Below are 17,794 nucleotides of genomic sequence, written 5' to 3'. Positions count from 1 at the left end.
AAGGGTTTGCGGACAGTGACTACCAATTTACCAATGGAGGCAGAAGCTTATTTTCAAAAGGAAGATATCAAATGCCACGCTGAGGAATTTTTAGAGCTTGAGGAAGTTGTTATTTACTTGTTAAAGTAAGGCAAACTCTAGCGTTTTTTTTGAAATCTATTTTGTTGTCTAAGAAGGTCCATCCCCAGGTGGACCTTTTTTAAATGTGGAAACTAGATTGATATATTATTTAATGGAATTTCCGAACTCAAAAAGGACAAGCGGCATAATATATAGCAAGTCCGAAACTTTCTTCAAGCGGACATAATATGATAGATAGGGGGCATAGCAATGATCAACTGGAAAGTGCGCCTTAAGAATCCGACGTTTATATTCACTGTACTCCTTCCTGGTCTTTTATTATTGGCGCAGATGGTTGCAGCGTTCATAAACAATTTCATCACTCCAATAGGCTTCACCATTTCTGATGATGCATTGAGCGGGGCTCTGGGCATCATTAACTTTATATCGCTTACATTCTTTGGTGTCGGAGGTGTGGTCGATCATACCACGAAAGGCATAAGAGACAGCGAGAATGCTCGAACATACCAGGAACCTAAATAATGGGCCTGGATCTCTTTTAATCTACTGAAGATGTAATAGAAACCAGATAACACCGTCTAGTTGCACAACGGTATTATCTGGTTATTTGTTTTTTTGCAGAGAAGAGGATGGATGAGTAAAAAAAGATGCTTTTTGGCATGAAAACCGAAATGCAACATACATTTAAAATTGTGGTTCATTTTCAGTTTGGGGAGGAAAAAGGATGAGTTATCGTTTACCAGTTTCAAAATGGCTTGCAGCCATAGTTTTACTTGTGGCATTGTTGGCCGCATTCATATTCAGTCCGGCTAATGCTTCAGCGTCCATCAATTATGGTGAAGAAGTGGCAGCTTTGGCAAAGAAGCAGGTGGGAAGCTCTTATAAATACGGAGGGACGACACCTAAAGGGTTCGATGCAAGCGGTCTGACCCAGTATGTATATAAACATGCAGCGACAGAAATGAAAATTCCGAGAACTAGTGCAGACCAATATAATATAGGCAAGACCGTGAAACAAAAAGACTTAATAGCTGGAGATTTGGTCTTCTATGCTACAGGCAAGAAAGGGAATGTCTCCTTTGTAGGAATCTATTATGGAAATGGGACATTTGTCGGGACCACCACAAAAGGTGTCAAGGTTGTCAAAATGAGTGATAAGTATTGGAAAGATAAATATATCGGGGCAAAACGGGTCATTAAGTAACAGATTGCCATATTAAAAAGTCCAACAATAAAAGAGCATCGAAAATCCGATGCTCTTTTTGCTGGTTTACGGGGATGCATTCATTCAATGACAATGTCCGATAATACAACATTGCCATTACGCACCTTTACTACCGCCACTGAAGGATTGGCCAATGCATCGGTCTCCATTTCCTTTGCTTTTTCCTCGGATGCGAAATAATTGTCCAGACCGTATCTGATATGAACGGTTGTAACATTTTGCAAGTCATAAGGGATTTCCAACTCCCCTTTAAGGTAAATGCCTTTGCTGGGTTTGTCTTTCGTCACAGAATCGACATCATAAAGTCCATCAGTGTTTTGTTTCAAACGTACATATACTTTTTTATAATCACCCATATTTCTTGTTTTGAACTCGGATTTAATCGAGTCTTCGAGTTGTGAAGGCTTAACGGATTCAATTTCGTAATCCAAAGCCACATAGCTGCCACGAAACAAGTCAGTCGGATCGACCGGAGCGGTTTTGATCTTGATTTCATCTCCTGTCATTGTTGTCCAGACTGGAGGAATCGCCAAGACTAAAAGAATCAAGACAGGAATGGTGAATACGATGAGTGGTCGGAACGATGACTTATTCATTGAGAGCTCCTCCTTTTTTTCGTCGATTTTCAAAGAAGAAACCAAAACCGATAAGCATGATGCCGCCGATGATGAATGTAAGTGATTTTGGCAGGAAGTCAAAGGAATCGAGATAATATCTGAAAATCAGTGCACATATGATCACGATGCTGGTCAAACTGCCTTTTAGAATGAGATATAGTAGAAATACGAAATAGGCTAAAGGGAACCAGATTGAAAAATCAAAAGTAAGGAAGAGTGCTGTAATACCATGTAAGATATGCCCTTGTATGTGGGTGATATTTTGTAATTTATTTCTGACTGGAATATAGGCCAGCAGGATTCCCAACACAAAGAGAATGGAAAGGACAATCGTATTCGAATTATCAAAATCCAACTTCGGGACGAATTCCATTAAAAATAAAGCGATTGTATTGATGGCTAAAGCGTTAAGGGAAAAGGCCAGATATTTAGGGTAATCGAATTTCTTTAATATGATGTATAAAACTGGTAAAAACACAAGAATCGCTAGCGGATAAGACGTTTCATCAAGGAATATGCTTCCGTTAATATAAATGAAAAGCAGGAATGATGTAAAAAGGAGAATGAAGACATCCTTTAAATAGTAACCGATGAATACCGTTCCGATGGCCCATAATAAAAATGAACTATTGAAATTGATGCTAATGTTAAACATCTGCTCAATTAGAAAAATCCCTGCACCAAAAATCAGAATACCAGCATAATGCAGACTTCGTGACGTTTTGGGAAAGCGTACCTGCCACCTTACACCAGCAAAGTTCACTCCGATGAGGCATGCAATGATAAGTAGGAATTTAACGGCTTTATTCAAATAGATCCAGTTGCTGGCAACGAAGGTCAATACGCCTAAACCTAAAAGAAGTGCCCCAATGGATAATAGTATAGTAATGAAGCTCAAATTTCCTTTTACATCATAGGAAGCTAACATCCTCTCTTTTTCTTGCTGGGAAATGACTCCTCCTTTTTCAAGGTAATTAAATTCATGTTCGAGAAACTCGAATCGTTTTTTCGTTATTTGTTTTTTGGCCAAAACAATTCCCCCTTTCCATATTTTACTATTATACAACGTATTCTCTCTCAGCTTTGAATATATCTTAATTTTCTTCTACCCTCATTGGAGGGCATGTAAGACAAAAAAATAAATATTTTCAGTACCTTGCAATAAACAATACCGTGTGGTAAATTATTTGCATAGGATGTATTGTTCGGTGTTCAGTACTGTTTATTGAACTATACTGAAGAATTTTTGGAAGGAGTGATGGCGTCATGAATGTACAATTTAAGAAAGGTGTCTTGGAACTGTGCGTTCTTGTCTTATTGGATAAGCAGGATCGCTATGGCTATGAACTTGTACAAAAGATTTCAAATCAGATTGAGATATCAGAAGGGTCCGTATATCCACTTTTACGACGATTGACGAAGGAAGAATATTTTACGACTTATTTGCAAGAATCGACAGAAGGGCCGCCGCGTAAGTATTATAAGTTAACAGATAAGGGCCGGAAATACCTTCAAGAGTTGCTGACGGAATGGAATGAGTTTTCCAAAGGGGTCAATCAATTAATCGAGGAAGGTGTGAACCAATGAATAAAGAACAGTTTATAAAACAGTTGAACGCCTCTTTAAGCAGGCTTTCCTTAGAGGAACGGCAGGATATCCTGCAAGATTACGAAGAGTATTTCGCAATTGGAATGGAAAAGGGGAAGACGGAGCAGGAAATTTCCACATCACTTGGGAATCCTAAACAGATTTCCAAGGAGCTGTTGGCCTCCTACCATCTTGGCCAAGTCGAACAAACGACTTCTGCCGGTAATGTAATGCGGGCCGTTTGGGCAGTCATTGGTTTGGGATTTTTTAATTTAGTCATCGTTTTGGGACCTTTTATAGCATTGGTTGGAGTTGTTATTGCCGGATGGGCAGCGGCGATATCATTCATTCTTGCTCCGTTTGGCGTACTTTTTAACCTTATAGTGGGCAGCTTTCAATTATTTGATCTGTTCTTTGCATTGGGACTATGCGGGATTGGGATTTTCATTGCCATGGGAATGTTTGTCGCTACGAGTGCTTTAACTAAAGGATTCATTCGCTATTTGAAATTTAACGCTTCCCTTGTGAAAGGCGGTTTGAAAAATGATTAATGTGAAAAAATTATCGATCCTTGCACTTGTATTGTTATTGATTGGAGTAATTGGAAGTATGTTTACGCTTTCCCAAGTGACGAATCAGAAAGCGACTACAGAGGAGAAGGCGATTTCGGATATCGTTACGGACGTGCAGATCGACACTGACAATGCAACGGTCGAAATCATTCCAACGAAGGATAAGGACACCAGGATAGAGTTGGTTTCAAAAGGGGTGGATGTTTCCAAGTTAGATTTCACTGCAGCTGTAGAAGGGAAGAAGCTATCGGTAAAATTAAAAGATCAACGTACCTTTAGCTTTGGCTTTCATATTCAACCCTTATATTTAAAGGTGTATGTGCCTGATAAATCTTATAAATCATTTGTCGTCGAATCCGATAATGGTAGAGTGCAAATGTCAGAACTGAAAATTGGTAATCTACATGTGGAATCTCAAAATGGCCGGGTGGAATTAAATGAAATAATAACCGAAAAAGTCGAAGTGAAATCTGCTAATGGAAGAGTAGATCTTAATCATGTAGAGGGAAATCTGGTTGGGTCCTTGAATAATGGTAAAATCACAATGGTCACGAAAGACTTGGATAGGATGATTGATCTCGAAAGTGATAACGGTAAAATCATCATCAAAACAGAGAATGAACCGACAAATACGACCTTTGATGTTCATGTAGACAATGGGAAAGTAGATATCCTTGGTAAGTATGAAGGTAATACTGTCATTGGCAAGGGTGAAAATTTAGTGAAATTGGAAACGAATAATGGAAATATCGAAGTAACGAAATAGCCGTGAAACATGAAAAAGCGGACCCATTAGGGACTGCTGAGTTTGTAGACAAAAAGGTTTCGGAATGGTCTCCTTCCGAAGCCTTTTTGATTTTTTATTAAATTTGAATCAAATGGTTCGATGGCACCAGTTGATCTAAAGTAATCATTTCAAGTTAATCTCGATGAATAAAATTATGTTTAGAAAGCATCCATATCACCTATAGTTTTAATACTACTATTTTAAAACATCAAGACTGTAGGCAAATGGCCTTCACATCAGTATGTCATTCGGGCATGCTTACCGTTCACATTCAAAAGGGAATATGGATAGTTTATTCATGGAAGCGGATCAAAAAATGTTTCAAGATAAACGGCGAAGAAAAGAACAGAAACCAGTTCGGGCGGGTAGATGAAAGTTATGGGAAACAATAAGATAGGGTGATACTACCATTCCTCACTAGCAGAATGGTTGATTCCTGGGTTGTTTAATAGAATTTTGAATTTGAGGAAATTCCATTAGATTGGCGGGATTCTTTTCAACTAAAAGGATTCGGAGTCGTTCCGCTATATGAATGATGAATAGAGGCAATGGTATTATGTATTACAGCATGGCGAACCCAATTGTTAGTTTGCATACGGAAGGTAAGTGGACGAAAATGGTTAAGTCACCTTTTGTTAAAGGGGGAGCCCAGTGTCATAGTGGGCTCTTATTTATATATATATATTTAGGTACACGAAATAAATCATTCGCTTATTTTAACCGATTTTAGTAAACTGGCAATGACTACATTAATTAGAAGGTGAAGGGATATGAGGGAAACCTTAGTGGATGAACGGGTAAGAAGTACTGACAAAATCTGGACACGTGACTTTATCATGATCTGTTTGGCCAATGTGTGCATCTTCATGGGGTTTCAAATGACGATGCCGACCCTCCCGTTGTTTGTTGAGCAGCTTGGAGGTGACGACCGCCTGGTGGGGGCTGTCCTTGGGATCTTCACTTTTTCGGCGTTGCTTGTTCGGCCAATTGCCGGCAGATTATTGGAGACGAAGGGAAGGCGCATCGTTTTTCTTGCCGGGTTAGCCATTTTTGCATTGTCGGTGGGCTCCTTCGGTTTTATGGGGAGCATCGGCTTGTTATTCATGATGCGGATTGTACAGGGCGTCGGCTGGGGATTTTCTTCAACGGCTTCAGGAACGATTGCTTCCGATATAATCCCTGCGAAACGGCGTGGTGAAGGGATGGGGTATTACGGATTATCGGGTAACTTAGCACTGGCATTCGGGCCATCATTGGGTCTTTTTCTAGTTAATGTCCTTCCGTTTCAAGAGTTGTTTTTAATCTGCTCATTATTAGGCTTGTTTGCCATCATTACGGCATCACTTATTCGGTATCAAAAAGTGGGAACTGATCCATCAACGACAGTGGTAGCCAAAAGGTTTGATGTTTATGAAAAAAGTGCCCTTCAGCCATCTTTGCTCATTTTCTTCATCTCCGTTACATTCGGTGGAATTGCAACCTTCCTTCCCCTGTATACAGCGGAAAAAGGTGTAGATGGAATTCAGTGGTACTTTTTGGTATATGCAATGGCCCTCATGGTCACAAGATTATTCTCAGGCAGATTATATGACCGAAGGGGCCATCGGGCAATCTTTCTGCCTTCGACAGTACTCATCATGGCTGGGATGCTGCTGCTAGCTTGGATGCCAAGTGAAGCGGTCCTTTTTATGGCCGCTGTGCTTTATGGATTTGGGTTCGGCTCCGTTCAGCCGGCGTTGCAGGCATGGTCCATTGAAAAAACGGCACCAAATCGGAAGGCGATGGCGAATGCAACGTACTTTTCCTTTTTTGACCTTGGAGTGGGTATAGGTGCCATCGTGTTCGGGCAAATTGGCTATCTCTTTGGTTATAGGAGTATCTATATCACCGCAGCCATCTCGATTTTCATTTCGATGCTCGTTTATTTATGGATTATCAGAAGTGAGGATAAGCTGAAATCCATGTAAGGACATTGGATGACTTCAGGGGAAGTCATTCTTTTTTTTAGACTGGAATGTCGCTTGTGTCATTTGTTTTTCTAATGGTATCATCCTTAATATTTAAAAAATGGAAAAACTTTGTTATTATCGAAAAGTGAATATACATACGATGATATAAGGTCCATGTGAAGGAAGGTGAATCTTGGGGATGAATTATTCTTCAAATGAAGAAATGACATTAGAAAAAAGGAAGCGTATTTTCCAGGAAGAACTGGATGCTTTATGGGAAAGGCGGCTGATCCATAAATCAGAATATATCCGGATTAGCAGGGCATATGATCGGCATTTCCAATTAGCCCTCTATAAACAAAAGCGCTTGGAGCATGAAAAAAAGCAATCCATTCAAAGACCGGCCCCCATGATGGGTGAAAGTTTGGTGAAGAGGGATCAAGATAGCCTGATTGAAGAAGAAGGCTCATTAGAATTACAGGAATCCGCTGGATTGAACCAATCAAAAATGAAAGATGAGAAGGTCGGTTATGACCTTAAGGAATTGGTTTCGGAGGAAAATCCTGAACCAGTCATGGCGAATGGCCCAGAAAGGAAAAATGTTATTCAACAGCAACAGCAGGTAATCAAGCGGGAGAAACCGGTACAACCGGCAAAGCCGAAGAAAACACCTGAGCAAATCAGGGAACGGAATATCTCTGTCGTCCTGCTCACCGGGGTCATATTACTTCTGTTCGGCGGATTGATTTTGGCCACCACTTCATGGGGGGATTTGAATGCAATCCTGAAAGTTATCTTCATCGGTATGGTATCCGTCATTTTCACGGGAATGGCCTTCATCGCTTCGAAGCTTAAAATTCAACAGACGGCTTTTGCGTTCCTGACATTAGCGGGATTGTTTATTCCGATTACGATTTTATCAGCTTCATATTATCAGATCTTTGGAGAGTATCTTTCACTTCGTGGTGGGGGGCGGGGGCTGCTGGGGTTCCTTGGAGGATTACTCTGCTTAGCCATATATGTTAAGATTGCTGACTACTTTAAGTCGAAAATATTCATTTTCATTTCCATATTTACGTTTGGCATTACATGCTATTTCGGCTTAGCCTTTGTGACTCCGACTATCGATTGGATGTTTTTGGCGATTGCCGTCCTTAACATCATCTTATTATGGAATGTTGAGCAATTGAAAGATCAAAAAGCATTAACGCTATTCAAACCTTTCATTTTTCAATTCATCCAGTTTAAGATCATTGTGGAAGCCTTTGTGATCTTGACGTTATTTGCAAGTAACCTTGCGTATTCACTAACGTTGATTGTCTTTGCTGCTTTGTTTTTAATTTTTGCCGTTAAATTCCAAAAGAAATATTATGAAATGGCTTTTAGCGCCATTTTTACGTATGGTTATATACATTTTGTTTTTAATTCAATTTTAAGCGAGTACTCGGTCATTGCTTTTGCACTTGTACCCATCATTTTTACGGCTCTATCGAAATATCTGGCTAAAGTGAAAATGACTAAGCTTTCCAAGAACTTCATGTTTACCAGTTTGATTGAGAGTGGAATTGTCTTCTTATATATAAACGCGATGGTATATCAGGAAAACTATGCGCAACTATTCATTGCGCTCATGATCGTTTCCGCACAGCTTGTTTATACTTCCCTTCAATCGAGAAATCAAAGCTTCACCTACCCGGCGGTTGTTGTTTTCAATTTAGCGTTCGTCTATCTTTTCTTTGCCTTATCATTCTCTTTCTCTACCGTTTTGAATCTGATTTTTATTATTCAGGTCATTCAATATCTTGGATTATATTTATATAATCGTCATCCAAGGTACAGCTTGTTCAAGAGTAGTATCTTACTTATCTCCCCAATGATCATGCTCGTAATACTAATAAGTAAATTCAGCGAAATGGATTGGCTTGCAGTTAGCGTTGCCCTCGCCATGATTTCTGGGCTTTTCTTTATCACATATTTAAAAGACGATACAAAGCATATGAAGGAAAACGCCGTTTATGGATTTCCCATCACTTTTGTCTTGGCTTTGGTTGCATTCTATCCATATTTGATGGAGAGTGCCGGCTGGGTCCGTTCAAATATCCCGGTCAGTCTCTATTTAATGGCGGTTTCACTGATTTCCATCATTGCGGCTTACACCGTAAAAAAGGGATTTCATATATTCTTTCCTGTTTTTTGTTATAGTGGACAGATTCTTTCTCTCCTTTCCTTTATATGGATTCCGTTCGATTCGCTGAATCCATTGGGGGCAAGCGGGGGGATGGCCCTAGTTACTGCAATAAACGGTTGGGCCGTCCATGTGCATCGGAAGAACATTTTTTGGGTGCCTGTTGTGATTACAAGTGCTGGCCTATATGCTTCACTCTACGATGTTTTTGATTTTGGTTCAACGGTGATGAAAATTGCGTTCGTGTTGTTCGGCCCGTTTATCTTTTTCCTTTTAGGAGAAGTGCTAGGGAAATATTCAAAAAATGGGAAACTGTACTTCCTTTACGCCAGCCATCTAGCCAATTTGCTGGCGATCCCTATTGGGTATTTGCTCATTGTCCAAACGAAAAGTTCGCCGTTTCTATATGTTGCACAGCTGATGATTTATATGTTCAGTGCTATTAGTTCACGTGTGAAGTGGGAAAAATACGTATTTTCCTATCTAGGGTTTTCAGTGCTTTTCCTACAGGTCCATTTATTTTTGGCAAAAATGGAGCAAATGGTATTCATCACATCAATCTGCATGATGATAACAGCAGGAATCATCACATTTGTGTGGGCTGCATCCAATAAGAATTGGAAAGGCATCATGGAGTATTACCTTATTCCATTCATTCATTTGGCGATTATTATATCCATATTGGAAACGGCAATCCGGGATTTTCCGCTAAACCGGGAAGCGGTCTGGGTAGGGCTGCTGACAGTACAGTTCTTGTTTGCTTGGTATCTGCTCATGAAAAGGAATTGGCGGAACTACGCTGTGATTTCTTTAAGCTTGGCGTTCATTTTCTACAATATGTATGTAAATACATTACCTCTGGTTATGGCGCTTATCGTATTGTTTGTATGCACGGCAATGATGGTGTTCGCTAGCCGTCGCTATTTCAAGGGTTTGGTCAAACAAGAGGGAACAATGAGATTCATTGATTATTATCGGATATACGGCCTGTTATATCTATGTACCATGAATCTGGAAGTGTTTATGAGGGATAGGGGTTTTGGGATATTGGGGATTTTAGTTTCCCTACTGTTACCGAGCTACTTCATCCTGATGAGACGCTTCACGATTCAGGAGAAAGAAAGAAACATTTACTCAGGAATAGCGGCTATCATCGCCCTTTTCCCGTTTATGAATATCAAAGACTATGCCCATACGCTTCCGATCATCACGAGTTTGGTTGTTCTTTTTGTCTGTATGGCAGGAATGTTGTTGCTAAGCACGGTTTATTCCAACGGGTCGTTCAAGAAAAACGAAGAAGGGATCAGCTTCGATCCGTTTAGAATCTATGGTTTATTCTTTTTGATCGACATGAATGTGGAGATTTTTAATGATACCAAGCATCAGTTACTCCAGGTTTTCGTATCGCTCTTGTTAACGGCTTATTTCATATTACTGAGAGCCTTAACAAAGGAGCGGCAAGCAAGGAAAATCTATGCTAATATTGCTGCTCTAGTCAGTTTGTATCCTTTCTTAAGCATCGTGGTCTATGCCGGGAACCTATCGGTTGTAATGGGGTTGATGGTTCTTTTCATTTGCATGTTAGTGATGCTGCTTTTAAGCCGTCGTTATTTCGATGGCCTATTCAAAAAGGAAGATCAAAGTATAACGGTCGATGCATACAGGATATATGGTCTGCTATTTTTACTGGCCATGAATAAGAATGTTTTGACGGTGGAGCCTGCACATTTCATTCTGGAAATTATCGCAGCCATTCTAATACCAACATACTTCATCCTGATGAGAAGCATGACAGCAGGAATGATAGAAAGAAAAATTCATTTGGCTGCAGCGATATTGTTAAGTCTATATCCGTATTGGGTCATCATCAATCAAATCACGATACCTGTTGTCCTTGAGGAAGAGGCAGATATTCTCCCGCTGTTCATCGTCAGCACCATTCTGCTGAGGAAAGTCTATGTTAAAGGCAAAATCACGCAATATATTGAGATTGGCATCGTCTTTCTCTTGTTTTTGGACTTGATCATTGATGCAATGGCAAGCAATACCTTATATGATGCGCTCATTATCGGCACGGTGTCGTTGGCGGCCATGCTCTTTGGATTCATGATGAAATATAAATCCTATTTCATCGCTGGAACTGGCACCATTTTGTTCAATGTTTATAGTAACACCAATTCGATGTGGAGCGAGATGCCATGGTGGTTGTATTTAATCATCGGCGGAGGGCTGCTTATCGGAATTGCCTCTTTCTTTGAATGGAAAAAACAAAAAGATAACCGGACATCGAAGGAAGTTCTTGAGAAAAATAAACAAAGAATCAAGGATTGGTTCAATCACTGGAATTAATGAAGAAGGAAAATTGCGCAAAATAAAAACGCTTGGGTATCCAAGCGTTTCAGACTGTAGGCAAACTCGTTAATAATCGAGCTTGTATACAGTTTTTTTTGTTGCGTCCCACTCCATGGACTCGCTTTTCGCGGGCGGTCCGCCCTCGTCCGTCCATGGCTCCTGCGGGGCTCACGTGGACGCGCTTTTCCCGAAGGAGTCTCGCACATCCGTTCCAATCTTGTTTTGAAATTTAGATGGAACCCCTTTTGTCTACAAACTTAGAGCACTTAAAAGCTCTCTTTCTCTTCTTCTATTTTTTTTATTTCCTCTTGCCAATCATGAATTTCTATTTCCCACTGATCTAGATTAGTTTGCAAAACATTAATTAAAAATGGTGAAAGGACATTTCTGTATTTTTCTAGTTCTTGAATTAATTTCACTCGATCTTCAGTTAAACCTTGCACTAATTTTTTTTTACTTTCCAAATTTGCATATACAAAAACCGGCCTGAATTTTCGGATCTCATTATCACCCATATCAGTTGTAACTCCTTATAAAAGATAAATTAAATATAATTTTTAAAATTTTATACAAAATATGATAATCACATTATAAACCAAGTGATTGCCCGAGCAAAAGCATCGGCAATTTGTAAAGAATATTTAGAAGGTACCCCAGCATTTTTTAAATAAGTATTTAATCGTGATTTAATTGTTGATTGAGTAACACCCTCAGCTTCATCAATCCAATTACCAAGTTTATCTAATGCTTTTGTCATTTTAGATGAATTACTTTTCACATATTTAGCAGCATCTTTATCTAAGAACTTTAGCGCATAAGACAAGATACTTCCACCTTGTTTTACTGCTACTTTAAGTGCATCAATCCCAATCTGTATTGCCCATCCTTTAAATCCGGCAGGTTGAATTCCTACCTCACCTGAGGATGTTTCTTCTGTAGCAAATTCATATGAATTGTTATACATTGAATCTGCTGTATTAGTTGAATATTCATCAGTCATATCTACATCTTCTTCAATATTAACTGTTGTCTTATTCCCAACAGCAAAACTAAATGTTGGAGCAATAGTGGAAAACATTAAAATCATTACTAAAATTGCTAAAAAACGTTTTTTCATTTTTTCTTCTCCTTTTAATTAATAATCTAAAAGCTATAAATTAAATTCTATAAAAATTAATAGAGGACATTGTTCCAATTTTGGGTAATATCTTTTCAATTTTGAATTATTTTCTGAAAAAACCAAACTCATAGTAGAATCACTCTTACTTTCATGGAGCTGGTTTTGAAGTCTTTCAAAACATCTAGGATTAAGTTTGTGAAGAATTAGTAGAAATTCATTATGAGGACATCATCAAAATCACAAAAAACCACTCTGAAAACATACTGAGTGGTTTTTTCGCATTTATTCAAATGTTTTTCCAAGCGAAAAGCTCAAGACGAGCAAGAACTGCATGAAGAGCAGCTAGATGAGGAATCAGAACTGCTGTCATGGGAACTGCTATGATCACCATGACCGGCATGGCCGGATCCAGAGGAAACTGTGTTCGATTCATTTCCGAAAATATCCTTAAATTCGCTGTCAAAATCATCGGTGCTTGCATAAGTGAAATAGGCAGGAGCTGCGTAGTCCGTCTGGTCGTACGTTTTCCGCCAATTCAATTCTGTCATGGGGCGATTTTCTTTAAATTGGGAAGTGAAAGATTCAAAGGTCCGTTCCGCTTGTATACTTGTCGGTTTCCGCATATATTTCTCTTTTAACTGCTCCAGCTCCAACGTTTCAAAATCGCGGAGAAGCGTTTGCCCTTTATCATGTTTGAAAAACTTGCCCCATTTTTGAAGGGAATGGGAGTCCACCGTAAATAGCTGTACATAGTAAAAGTCAAAAAGAGTGCGCTCTTCGGGTTTGAAAGCAGGTACTGAATGAGGATGGTGCTGAATGGTCCTACCGATGAAAGCCTGGCAAAACTCATCATATTCCTGTCCATAATTCAGCATGATATGCCAAAGTTCATCAATGACTGAATTAAACATTTCAACTTTTCCAAACACGGCAGCCATAATCAAGTAGCGTTTCAATTCACGCCATACTTGATTGATCCTTACCTGCGATTCCCTGGGATGCTTCAGCCGGAATTCAGTATTGACCTTTTCCATATAATCGAAATCCAGTGCTTTGTTAAGCTTTTCGATCAATTCTTCTGAAACGATTTCCGTTGCTTGCAAATCTAAAGTTTCCGCATGGAATTTGCGGAATTCATTTTGATAGCGTTCTAATTTAGCCGGCTCACTTTGCCGTTTCACTAAAGTGACCAGAAAGATAGCAAAAATTGCTGCAAGAATGACATAAAAGAAGGTCATTTTGTCCACTCCTCTTAATCTATGGATAGTTTACTTTAACATTATCTTACATGTTATTGGGAGGGATTGTAAGATATTCCTGTGATTTATCAGCCATATGGTGTGTAGGCAGTACATGCTCATTCTTGAAATGCAGCCTAAAATCTTCTTTTGCAATGAGGGGCATATAAAGTATTTGTAAAATGATTGTCCTGTCTCCTTATCCTTTAAGAATCGCATAGGAAACAGTAAGTCCCCTAAAAAAGATGCCTTATATTAGGTTAGAATTTGTAAGGTGCTCTTGGGGAAAAGTTGCTGAAAAAGACAATACATTAAAATAAAACTGAAAATTACAAAAAGACATGTTTTATTATAAATACATTTTTTATGAAAATCTGTATGATGAAGAAAGTCAGATACTTAAACAGGTTTTTAGAATGGGTAAATGACAGGTAGTGAGTTTGTAAATGGTGCATTTCGTTATTCTATGGTCATTAAAATTATGGGAGGGTAGTAAATTGGACGAAAAAATTCTAAGGGGTTCATTGTTAAAGCACATGTTTGCCTAGTTTTTTCAATTGCAACTATTTCACCAGGGTCATCATGATCATCTCTATTGAACGGAGACAACAAGATATACAGGTTTGCCATGGGGAAATGCGGCGCCAAGAAATTAAAGTATCTTCAGTGCATCCCTGTCAATAGATGACAAGAAAAGCGTGAAACCAAGTATCCACTTCCCTAATTGGGGACAAAAAAACTGAATTGGCATATAGGAGGAATCATTATGAACAGGGTGTTAGGAATACTCTTGGCAATCATCCTTTTTGCAAGCACCATTAACCTACCCATGAACGTTCGGGCTGCAGATCCAACTACAGATGGTCACGGATTGCTGGGTGAATTCTTTAAAGTTGAAAAAAACCCTGATAATCGAAATGATATTAGTGTATTTAAGTTCGATGATAAGCGGGGTGAAAGAGCCGTTGCAAATTTAAATGGTGATTCTTTTATCGACATTTTTAATGAATTTTCAGGAACACCCGATTTTAATACTGCTCGTTTTACAGGTACAATAGTACCGGAATTTACAGAAGACTATACCTTCTCCATGGAGGGCGATGATGGATTCAGACTCTGGATTAACGGTGAATTGATTATAGATTTTTGGAAGCAAGAGTGGGAAAGAGAACAAGTAAGTACTCCAATTTCTTTGGAAGCAGGAAAACACTATGATATTAAAGTTGAATATTTACAAGGATGGGGCGGTTCTTGGCTTCGTATGAAATGGGAAAGTGCAAGTCAGGTTAAAGAAGTCGTTCCAGAATCTGCACTTTTCCTGCCGATAGAGAAACTTATTACAATGAAAAAAGGTGAATTGACAGCAGAAATTCAAAAGATAGATTATTTGTTGGAAAACTTTTCGGATAAAGTAAAAGAAAGCGCTTTATCAAAATTGCGAGCAACAAAAAAAACTGTGGAAGAATTGCTTAACACCATTGATGATCAAGAGGTTAGTGATCGTGATAAGGCAAAGCTATTAATAGAGGGAGCCGAGAATGGATCGGTGGCTCGTTCCGATTTCATGAAAGAAATGGGTGTCACTAGTTCTACTGTTTCTGACAAATTCAGCAACCCATTATATCAAGGGCAGGACCCGTTTGTTACTTATAAAGATGGATATTATTACTTTGTATCTTCTAGTAACTTAGATTCTAACAATAAAGTTTATGTATCCAAATCGCGTACCCTGACAGACCAGGGGGAAAAGGTAATGGTATTTGATTCCCAAGGAACACAAACTCGTATTTTTGCTCCAGAGATCTTCTTCTTTGATGGCAAATGGTATATTTATTACTGTGCTGACTTAAAAGAATATGATTACAAACATATGGGAACGGTTTTGGAATCGGTTACCGATGATCCACAGGGGGAATATGTGGATAAAGGTGCCTTATATCTAGGTGAAAATGGCGATTATAAACAAGCAAACGACTTAACGGTATTTGACTATAATGGACAACTATATGCTGTATGGGGTACCTTGGGTTCCGGAGAGCCAATCGGACCGGCAATTGCTCCAATGGATAACCCTTATACGATTACAGCAGATCGCTCTTTCTTACCAGGAGGCGGCGGGGAAGGTCCTCGTGTATTACAAAAAGATGGAAAAGTATTTATCACAATGTCAGAAGGTAACTTTGCAGGAAATGATTATCGTTTATCTTATTTTACGAATACAGATGGGGATATCTTAAACCAGGATTCTTGGACGCGTACAAATGATGTTTTTGTATCTACCAGTGATGTATCTGGTCCTGCCAGAGCAGGATTTGTAAAATCGGCAGATGGTTTGGAAGATTGGATGATTTATCATTCACGAGTATATCAAGATACTGGGATTAATGGGTGGCGCCAAGTAAACATTAAGAAATTTGGGTGGAATGAAGATGGTACACCTAATTTTGGCCAACCTGTTTCTCCCTATGAATGGCAGGAATTGCCTTCAGGTGATTTAGGGCAAGGTGATATGTATCATGGGGAAGATGCCATTCACTATGGTGATATTAAAATAGACAATAGCCATGCAAATTATCAAGGAACTGGTTATATTAACTTGCCAAAAAAACCAGGTGCTGAAGCAAGTTTTGTTGTAAATGCAGAAAAAGCCGGTGATTATATCGTAGGCGTGAGATATGCCTATGGTGTACAAGTGGATGGAGAATCAACAGATAGACCTCAGACACAATTGCCTGCAAGAGCAAAAATCAATGTATATGTAAATGGTATGCATGTAAAAACAATTACACCGGATAAAACGGCAATCAGCTGGGATGAATGGTTTACTGCCTCTGAACGTTTGGGCTTAAAAAAAGGTAAAAACGTAATTAGTTATCGAATTGATAATGGTAGTATTGGTGATGTGAATTTGGACCATTTAACTTTGTATAAGGCAGATATTCCAAATCCAATTGCGCCAACCGTACCTGCTACGAAATTAACCATGGACTCAAATGCAATCGTGAATGTAGGAGAAACGTTTCAATTCAATGCAATTGTAAAACCAGCAAATTATACAAATAAAATCAATTGGAACTCCGACAATACAGATGTTGCAGTTGTAAATTCGAAAGGTATGGTAACTGGAAAAGCAGTAGGAACCGTTACTATTAAAGCAACTATCGATGGTCATGAAGTATCAAGTGTTGTAACTGTTCAAAAACCATCGAATGGTACTTCCCTGGAAATCACGGCCAAAGATGGAAATACGAAAATTCGTACAAAGGGTGGAACACTTCAATTAGCAGCAAAAGTACTACCAGATAATGCGACTGATAAGTCAGTAACATGGTCGATCGAAAGGGGAGAAGAAGTCGCTGGTGTATCGAAAACAGGCCTAGTAACTGCAAAAGAAAAGGGGACTGTAGTTGTAAAAGCCGCACTGGTAAGTAATCCTGAAATAAATGATACCTATACAATAAAGGTTGTAGGACTAGATTCCGTTGCCTTAAAGACCAAGCGATCGAAACTGCTCCGAACCGAGACGACAGACTTAAATATCAGCGGAAAATATAGTAATGGGAAAGCAGCAGATTTAAGCGGAGCAACTATCAAGTATGTAAGCAGCAACAAGAAAGTAATTTCGATAAAGAATGGAGTAATCACTGCTCATGATCCAGGAAAGGCAATCGTCTATGTAAAGGTTAGCTTGAATGGTTATACCGTTACATCGAACCCTTTGAAGATAGTGGTTACGACGAGTATTGAATCCATTGAAAAACTGGTTGGTATGAAAGCAGGTGATGGTGCAATCGATCGTCGATTAGCAGGCCAATTAAGCAAGCATCTAGACCAAGCCAAAAATCAACTGGATAAAGGCCACGACAAGCAAGCAGTCAAGGAAATGAAAGACTTCCTTAAACTTTTAAACAAAAAGGCAAATGATAAATATATTGACGATGATGTGAAGGCAAATCTAAATGCTGATGCGAATGCTTTACTAGAAACATGGGAATAAAATTTGTATCATAGATAGATTGATCGGCGTGTTCCAAACGTTTACTTTTGGAACAACGCTCTTTGTTTTTATAAAGGTAAAGTC

At 39.0% G+C, this 17,794-nt stretch carries 14 protein-coding genes; 9 read left to right on the top strand and 5 right to left on the bottom strand.

Annotated features, from left to right (window positions below; genetic code table 11):
- Positions 1-6 precede the first annotated feature (6 nt).
- From ACQKMH_RS24935 to ACQKMH_RS24925, 3 genes are all read left to right on the top strand, one after another.
- Positions 7-129, top strand: coding sequence for a hypothetical protein (locus ACQKMH_RS24935; protein ID WP_427590024.1), 123 nt, complete (start codon positions 7-9; stop codon positions 127-129).
- Between the two features lie 201 nt (positions 130-330).
- Positions 331-603 (top strand): phage holin, encoded by a 273-nt coding sequence (locus ACQKMH_RS24930; RefSeq protein WP_427590023.1) that lies wholly within the window; start codon positions 331-333, stop codon positions 601-603.
- A gap of 202 nt (positions 604-805) precedes the next feature.
- On the top strand, positions 806-1,285 hold the full coding sequence (locus ACQKMH_RS24925) for a C40 family peptidase (RefSeq protein ID WP_427590022.1): 480 nt from the start codon (positions 806-808) through the stop codon (positions 1,283-1,285).
- 80 nt (positions 1,286-1,365) lie between these two features.
- On the opposite strand, the gene ACQKMH_RS24920 is transcribed toward ACQKMH_RS24925, so the two are convergent.
- Positions 1,366-1,902 (bottom strand): GDYXXLXY domain-containing protein, encoded by a 537-nt coding sequence (locus ACQKMH_RS24920; protein WP_427590021.1) that lies wholly within the window; start codon positions 1,900-1,902, stop codon positions 1,366-1,368.
- The gene (locus tag ACQKMH_RS24915) at positions 1,895-2,953 is read right to left on the bottom strand and encodes a DUF2157 domain-containing protein (protein ID WP_427590020.1); all 1,059 of its coding nucleotides are present in this window, start codon (positions 2,951-2,953) and stop codon (positions 1,895-1,897) included. Before ACQKMH_RS24915 ends, ACQKMH_RS24920 begins: the two co-directional genes overlap by 8 nt.
- A gap of 236 nt (positions 2,954-3,189) precedes the next feature.
- Between ACQKMH_RS24915 and ACQKMH_RS24910 the strand changes: the two genes are divergently transcribed.
- The 5 genes from ACQKMH_RS24910 to ACQKMH_RS24890 all read left to right on the top strand — a co-directional run bounded on the left by ACQKMH_RS24910 (position 3,190) and on the right by ACQKMH_RS24890 (position 11,352).
- The gene (locus ACQKMH_RS24910; protein WP_230159299.1) at positions 3,190-3,510 is read left to right on the top strand and encodes a PadR family transcriptional regulator; all 321 of its coding nucleotides are present in this window, start codon (positions 3,190-3,192) and stop codon (positions 3,508-3,510) included.
- Entirely contained in the window at positions 3,507-4,061 is a 555-nt protein-coding gene (locus ACQKMH_RS24905; RefSeq protein ID WP_230159298.1) for a DUF1700 domain-containing protein, read from the top strand. The genes ACQKMH_RS24910 and ACQKMH_RS24905 overlap by 4 nt, the downstream gene beginning before the upstream one ends.
- On the top strand, positions 4,054-4,848 hold the full coding sequence (locus tag ACQKMH_RS24900) for a DUF4097 family beta strand repeat-containing protein (RefSeq protein WP_427590019.1): 795 nt from the start codon (positions 4,054-4,056) through the stop codon (positions 4,846-4,848). Before ACQKMH_RS24905 ends, ACQKMH_RS24900 begins: the two co-directional genes overlap by 8 nt.
- 791 nt (positions 4,849-5,639) lie before the next feature.
- Positions 5,640-6,836, top strand: coding sequence for an MFS transporter (locus ACQKMH_RS24895; protein ID WP_427590018.1), 1,197 nt, complete (start codon positions 5,640-5,642; stop codon positions 6,834-6,836).
- 181 nt (positions 6,837-7,017) lie between these two features.
- Entirely contained in the window at positions 7,018-11,352 is a 4,335-nt protein-coding gene (locus tag ACQKMH_RS24890) for a hypothetical protein (RefSeq protein WP_427590017.1), read from the top strand.
- Positions 11,353-11,621: 269 nt separating this feature from the next.
- Here the strand turns inward: ACQKMH_RS24890 and ACQKMH_RS24885 are convergent, their stop codons facing one another.
- The 3 genes from ACQKMH_RS24885 to ACQKMH_RS24875 form a co-directional block, all read right to left on the bottom strand.
- On the bottom strand, positions 11,622-11,870 hold the full coding sequence (locus ACQKMH_RS24885; protein ID WP_427590016.1) for a hypothetical protein: 249 nt from the start codon (positions 11,868-11,870) through the stop codon (positions 11,622-11,624).
- Between the two features lie 68 nt (positions 11,871-11,938).
- Positions 11,939-12,472: a hypothetical protein gene (locus ACQKMH_RS24880; protein ID WP_427590015.1), complete on the bottom strand. Its 534-nt coding sequence runs from the start codon at positions 12,470-12,472 to the stop codon at positions 11,939-11,941.
- A 314-nt stretch (positions 12,473-12,786) separates the two neighbouring features.
- Positions 12,787-13,713 (bottom strand): hypothetical protein, encoded by a 927-nt coding sequence (locus tag ACQKMH_RS24875; RefSeq protein WP_427590014.1) that lies wholly within the window; start codon positions 13,711-13,713, stop codon positions 12,787-12,789.
- Positions 13,714-14,479: 766 nt separating this feature from the next.
- Between ACQKMH_RS24875 and ACQKMH_RS24870 the strand changes: the two genes are divergently transcribed.
- A complete protein-coding gene (locus ACQKMH_RS24870) occupies positions 14,480-17,710 on the top strand; it encodes a family 43 glycosylhydrolase (protein ID WP_427590013.1) in 3,231 nt (1,076 codons plus the stop codon).
- Positions 17,711-17,794: the final 84 nt, after the last annotated feature.

The sequence above is a fragment of the Peribacillus sp. NPDC097895 genome (assembly GCF_050277555.1).
GTDB lineage: Bacteria > Bacillota > Bacilli > Bacillales > DSM-1321 > Peribacillus.
This window is presented reverse-complemented; position numbering and strand designations above follow the sequence as displayed.

Coding starts and splice junctions, on each gene's coding strand:
- ACQKMH_RS24885 (WP_427590016.1), bottom strand. CDS start 11,870: ATGGGTGATAATGAGATCCGAAAATTCAGGCCGGTTTTTGTATATGCA.
- ACQKMH_RS24900 (WP_427590019.1), top strand. CDS start 4,054: ATGATTAATGTGAAAAAATTATCGATCCTTGCACTTGTATTGTTATTG.
- ACQKMH_RS24895 (WP_427590018.1), top strand. CDS start 5,640: ATGAGGGAAACCTTAGTGGATGAACGGGTAAGAAGTACTGACAAAATC.
- ACQKMH_RS24930 (WP_427590023.1), top strand. CDS start 331: ATGATCAACTGGAAAGTGCGCCTTAAGAATCCGACGTTTATATTCACT.
- ACQKMH_RS24875 (WP_427590014.1), bottom strand. CDS start 13,713: ATGACCTTCTTTTATGTCATTCTTGCAGCAATTTTTGCTATCTTTCTG.
- ACQKMH_RS24910 (WP_230159299.1), top strand. CDS start 3,190: ATGAATGTACAATTTAAGAAAGGTGTCTTGGAACTGTGCGTTCTTGTC.
- ACQKMH_RS24920 (WP_427590021.1), bottom strand. CDS start 1,902: ATGAATAAGTCATCGTTCCGACCACTCATCGTATTCACCATTCCTGTC.
- ACQKMH_RS24925 (WP_427590022.1), top strand. CDS start 806: ATGAGTTATCGTTTACCAGTTTCAAAATGGCTTGCAGCCATAGTTTTA.
- ACQKMH_RS24880 (WP_427590015.1), bottom strand. CDS start 12,472: ATGAAAAAACGTTTTTTAGCAATTTTAGTAATGATTTTAATGTTTTCC.
- ACQKMH_RS24890 (WP_427590017.1), top strand. CDS start 7,018: ATGAATTATTCTTCAAATGAAGAAATGACATTAGAAAAAAGGAAGCGT.
- ACQKMH_RS24905 (WP_230159298.1), top strand. CDS start 3,507: ATGAATAAAGAACAGTTTATAAAACAGTTGAACGCCTCTTTAAGCAGG.
- ACQKMH_RS24870 (WP_427590013.1), top strand. CDS start 14,480: ATGAACAGGGTGTTAGGAATACTCTTGGCAATCATCCTTTTTGCAAGC.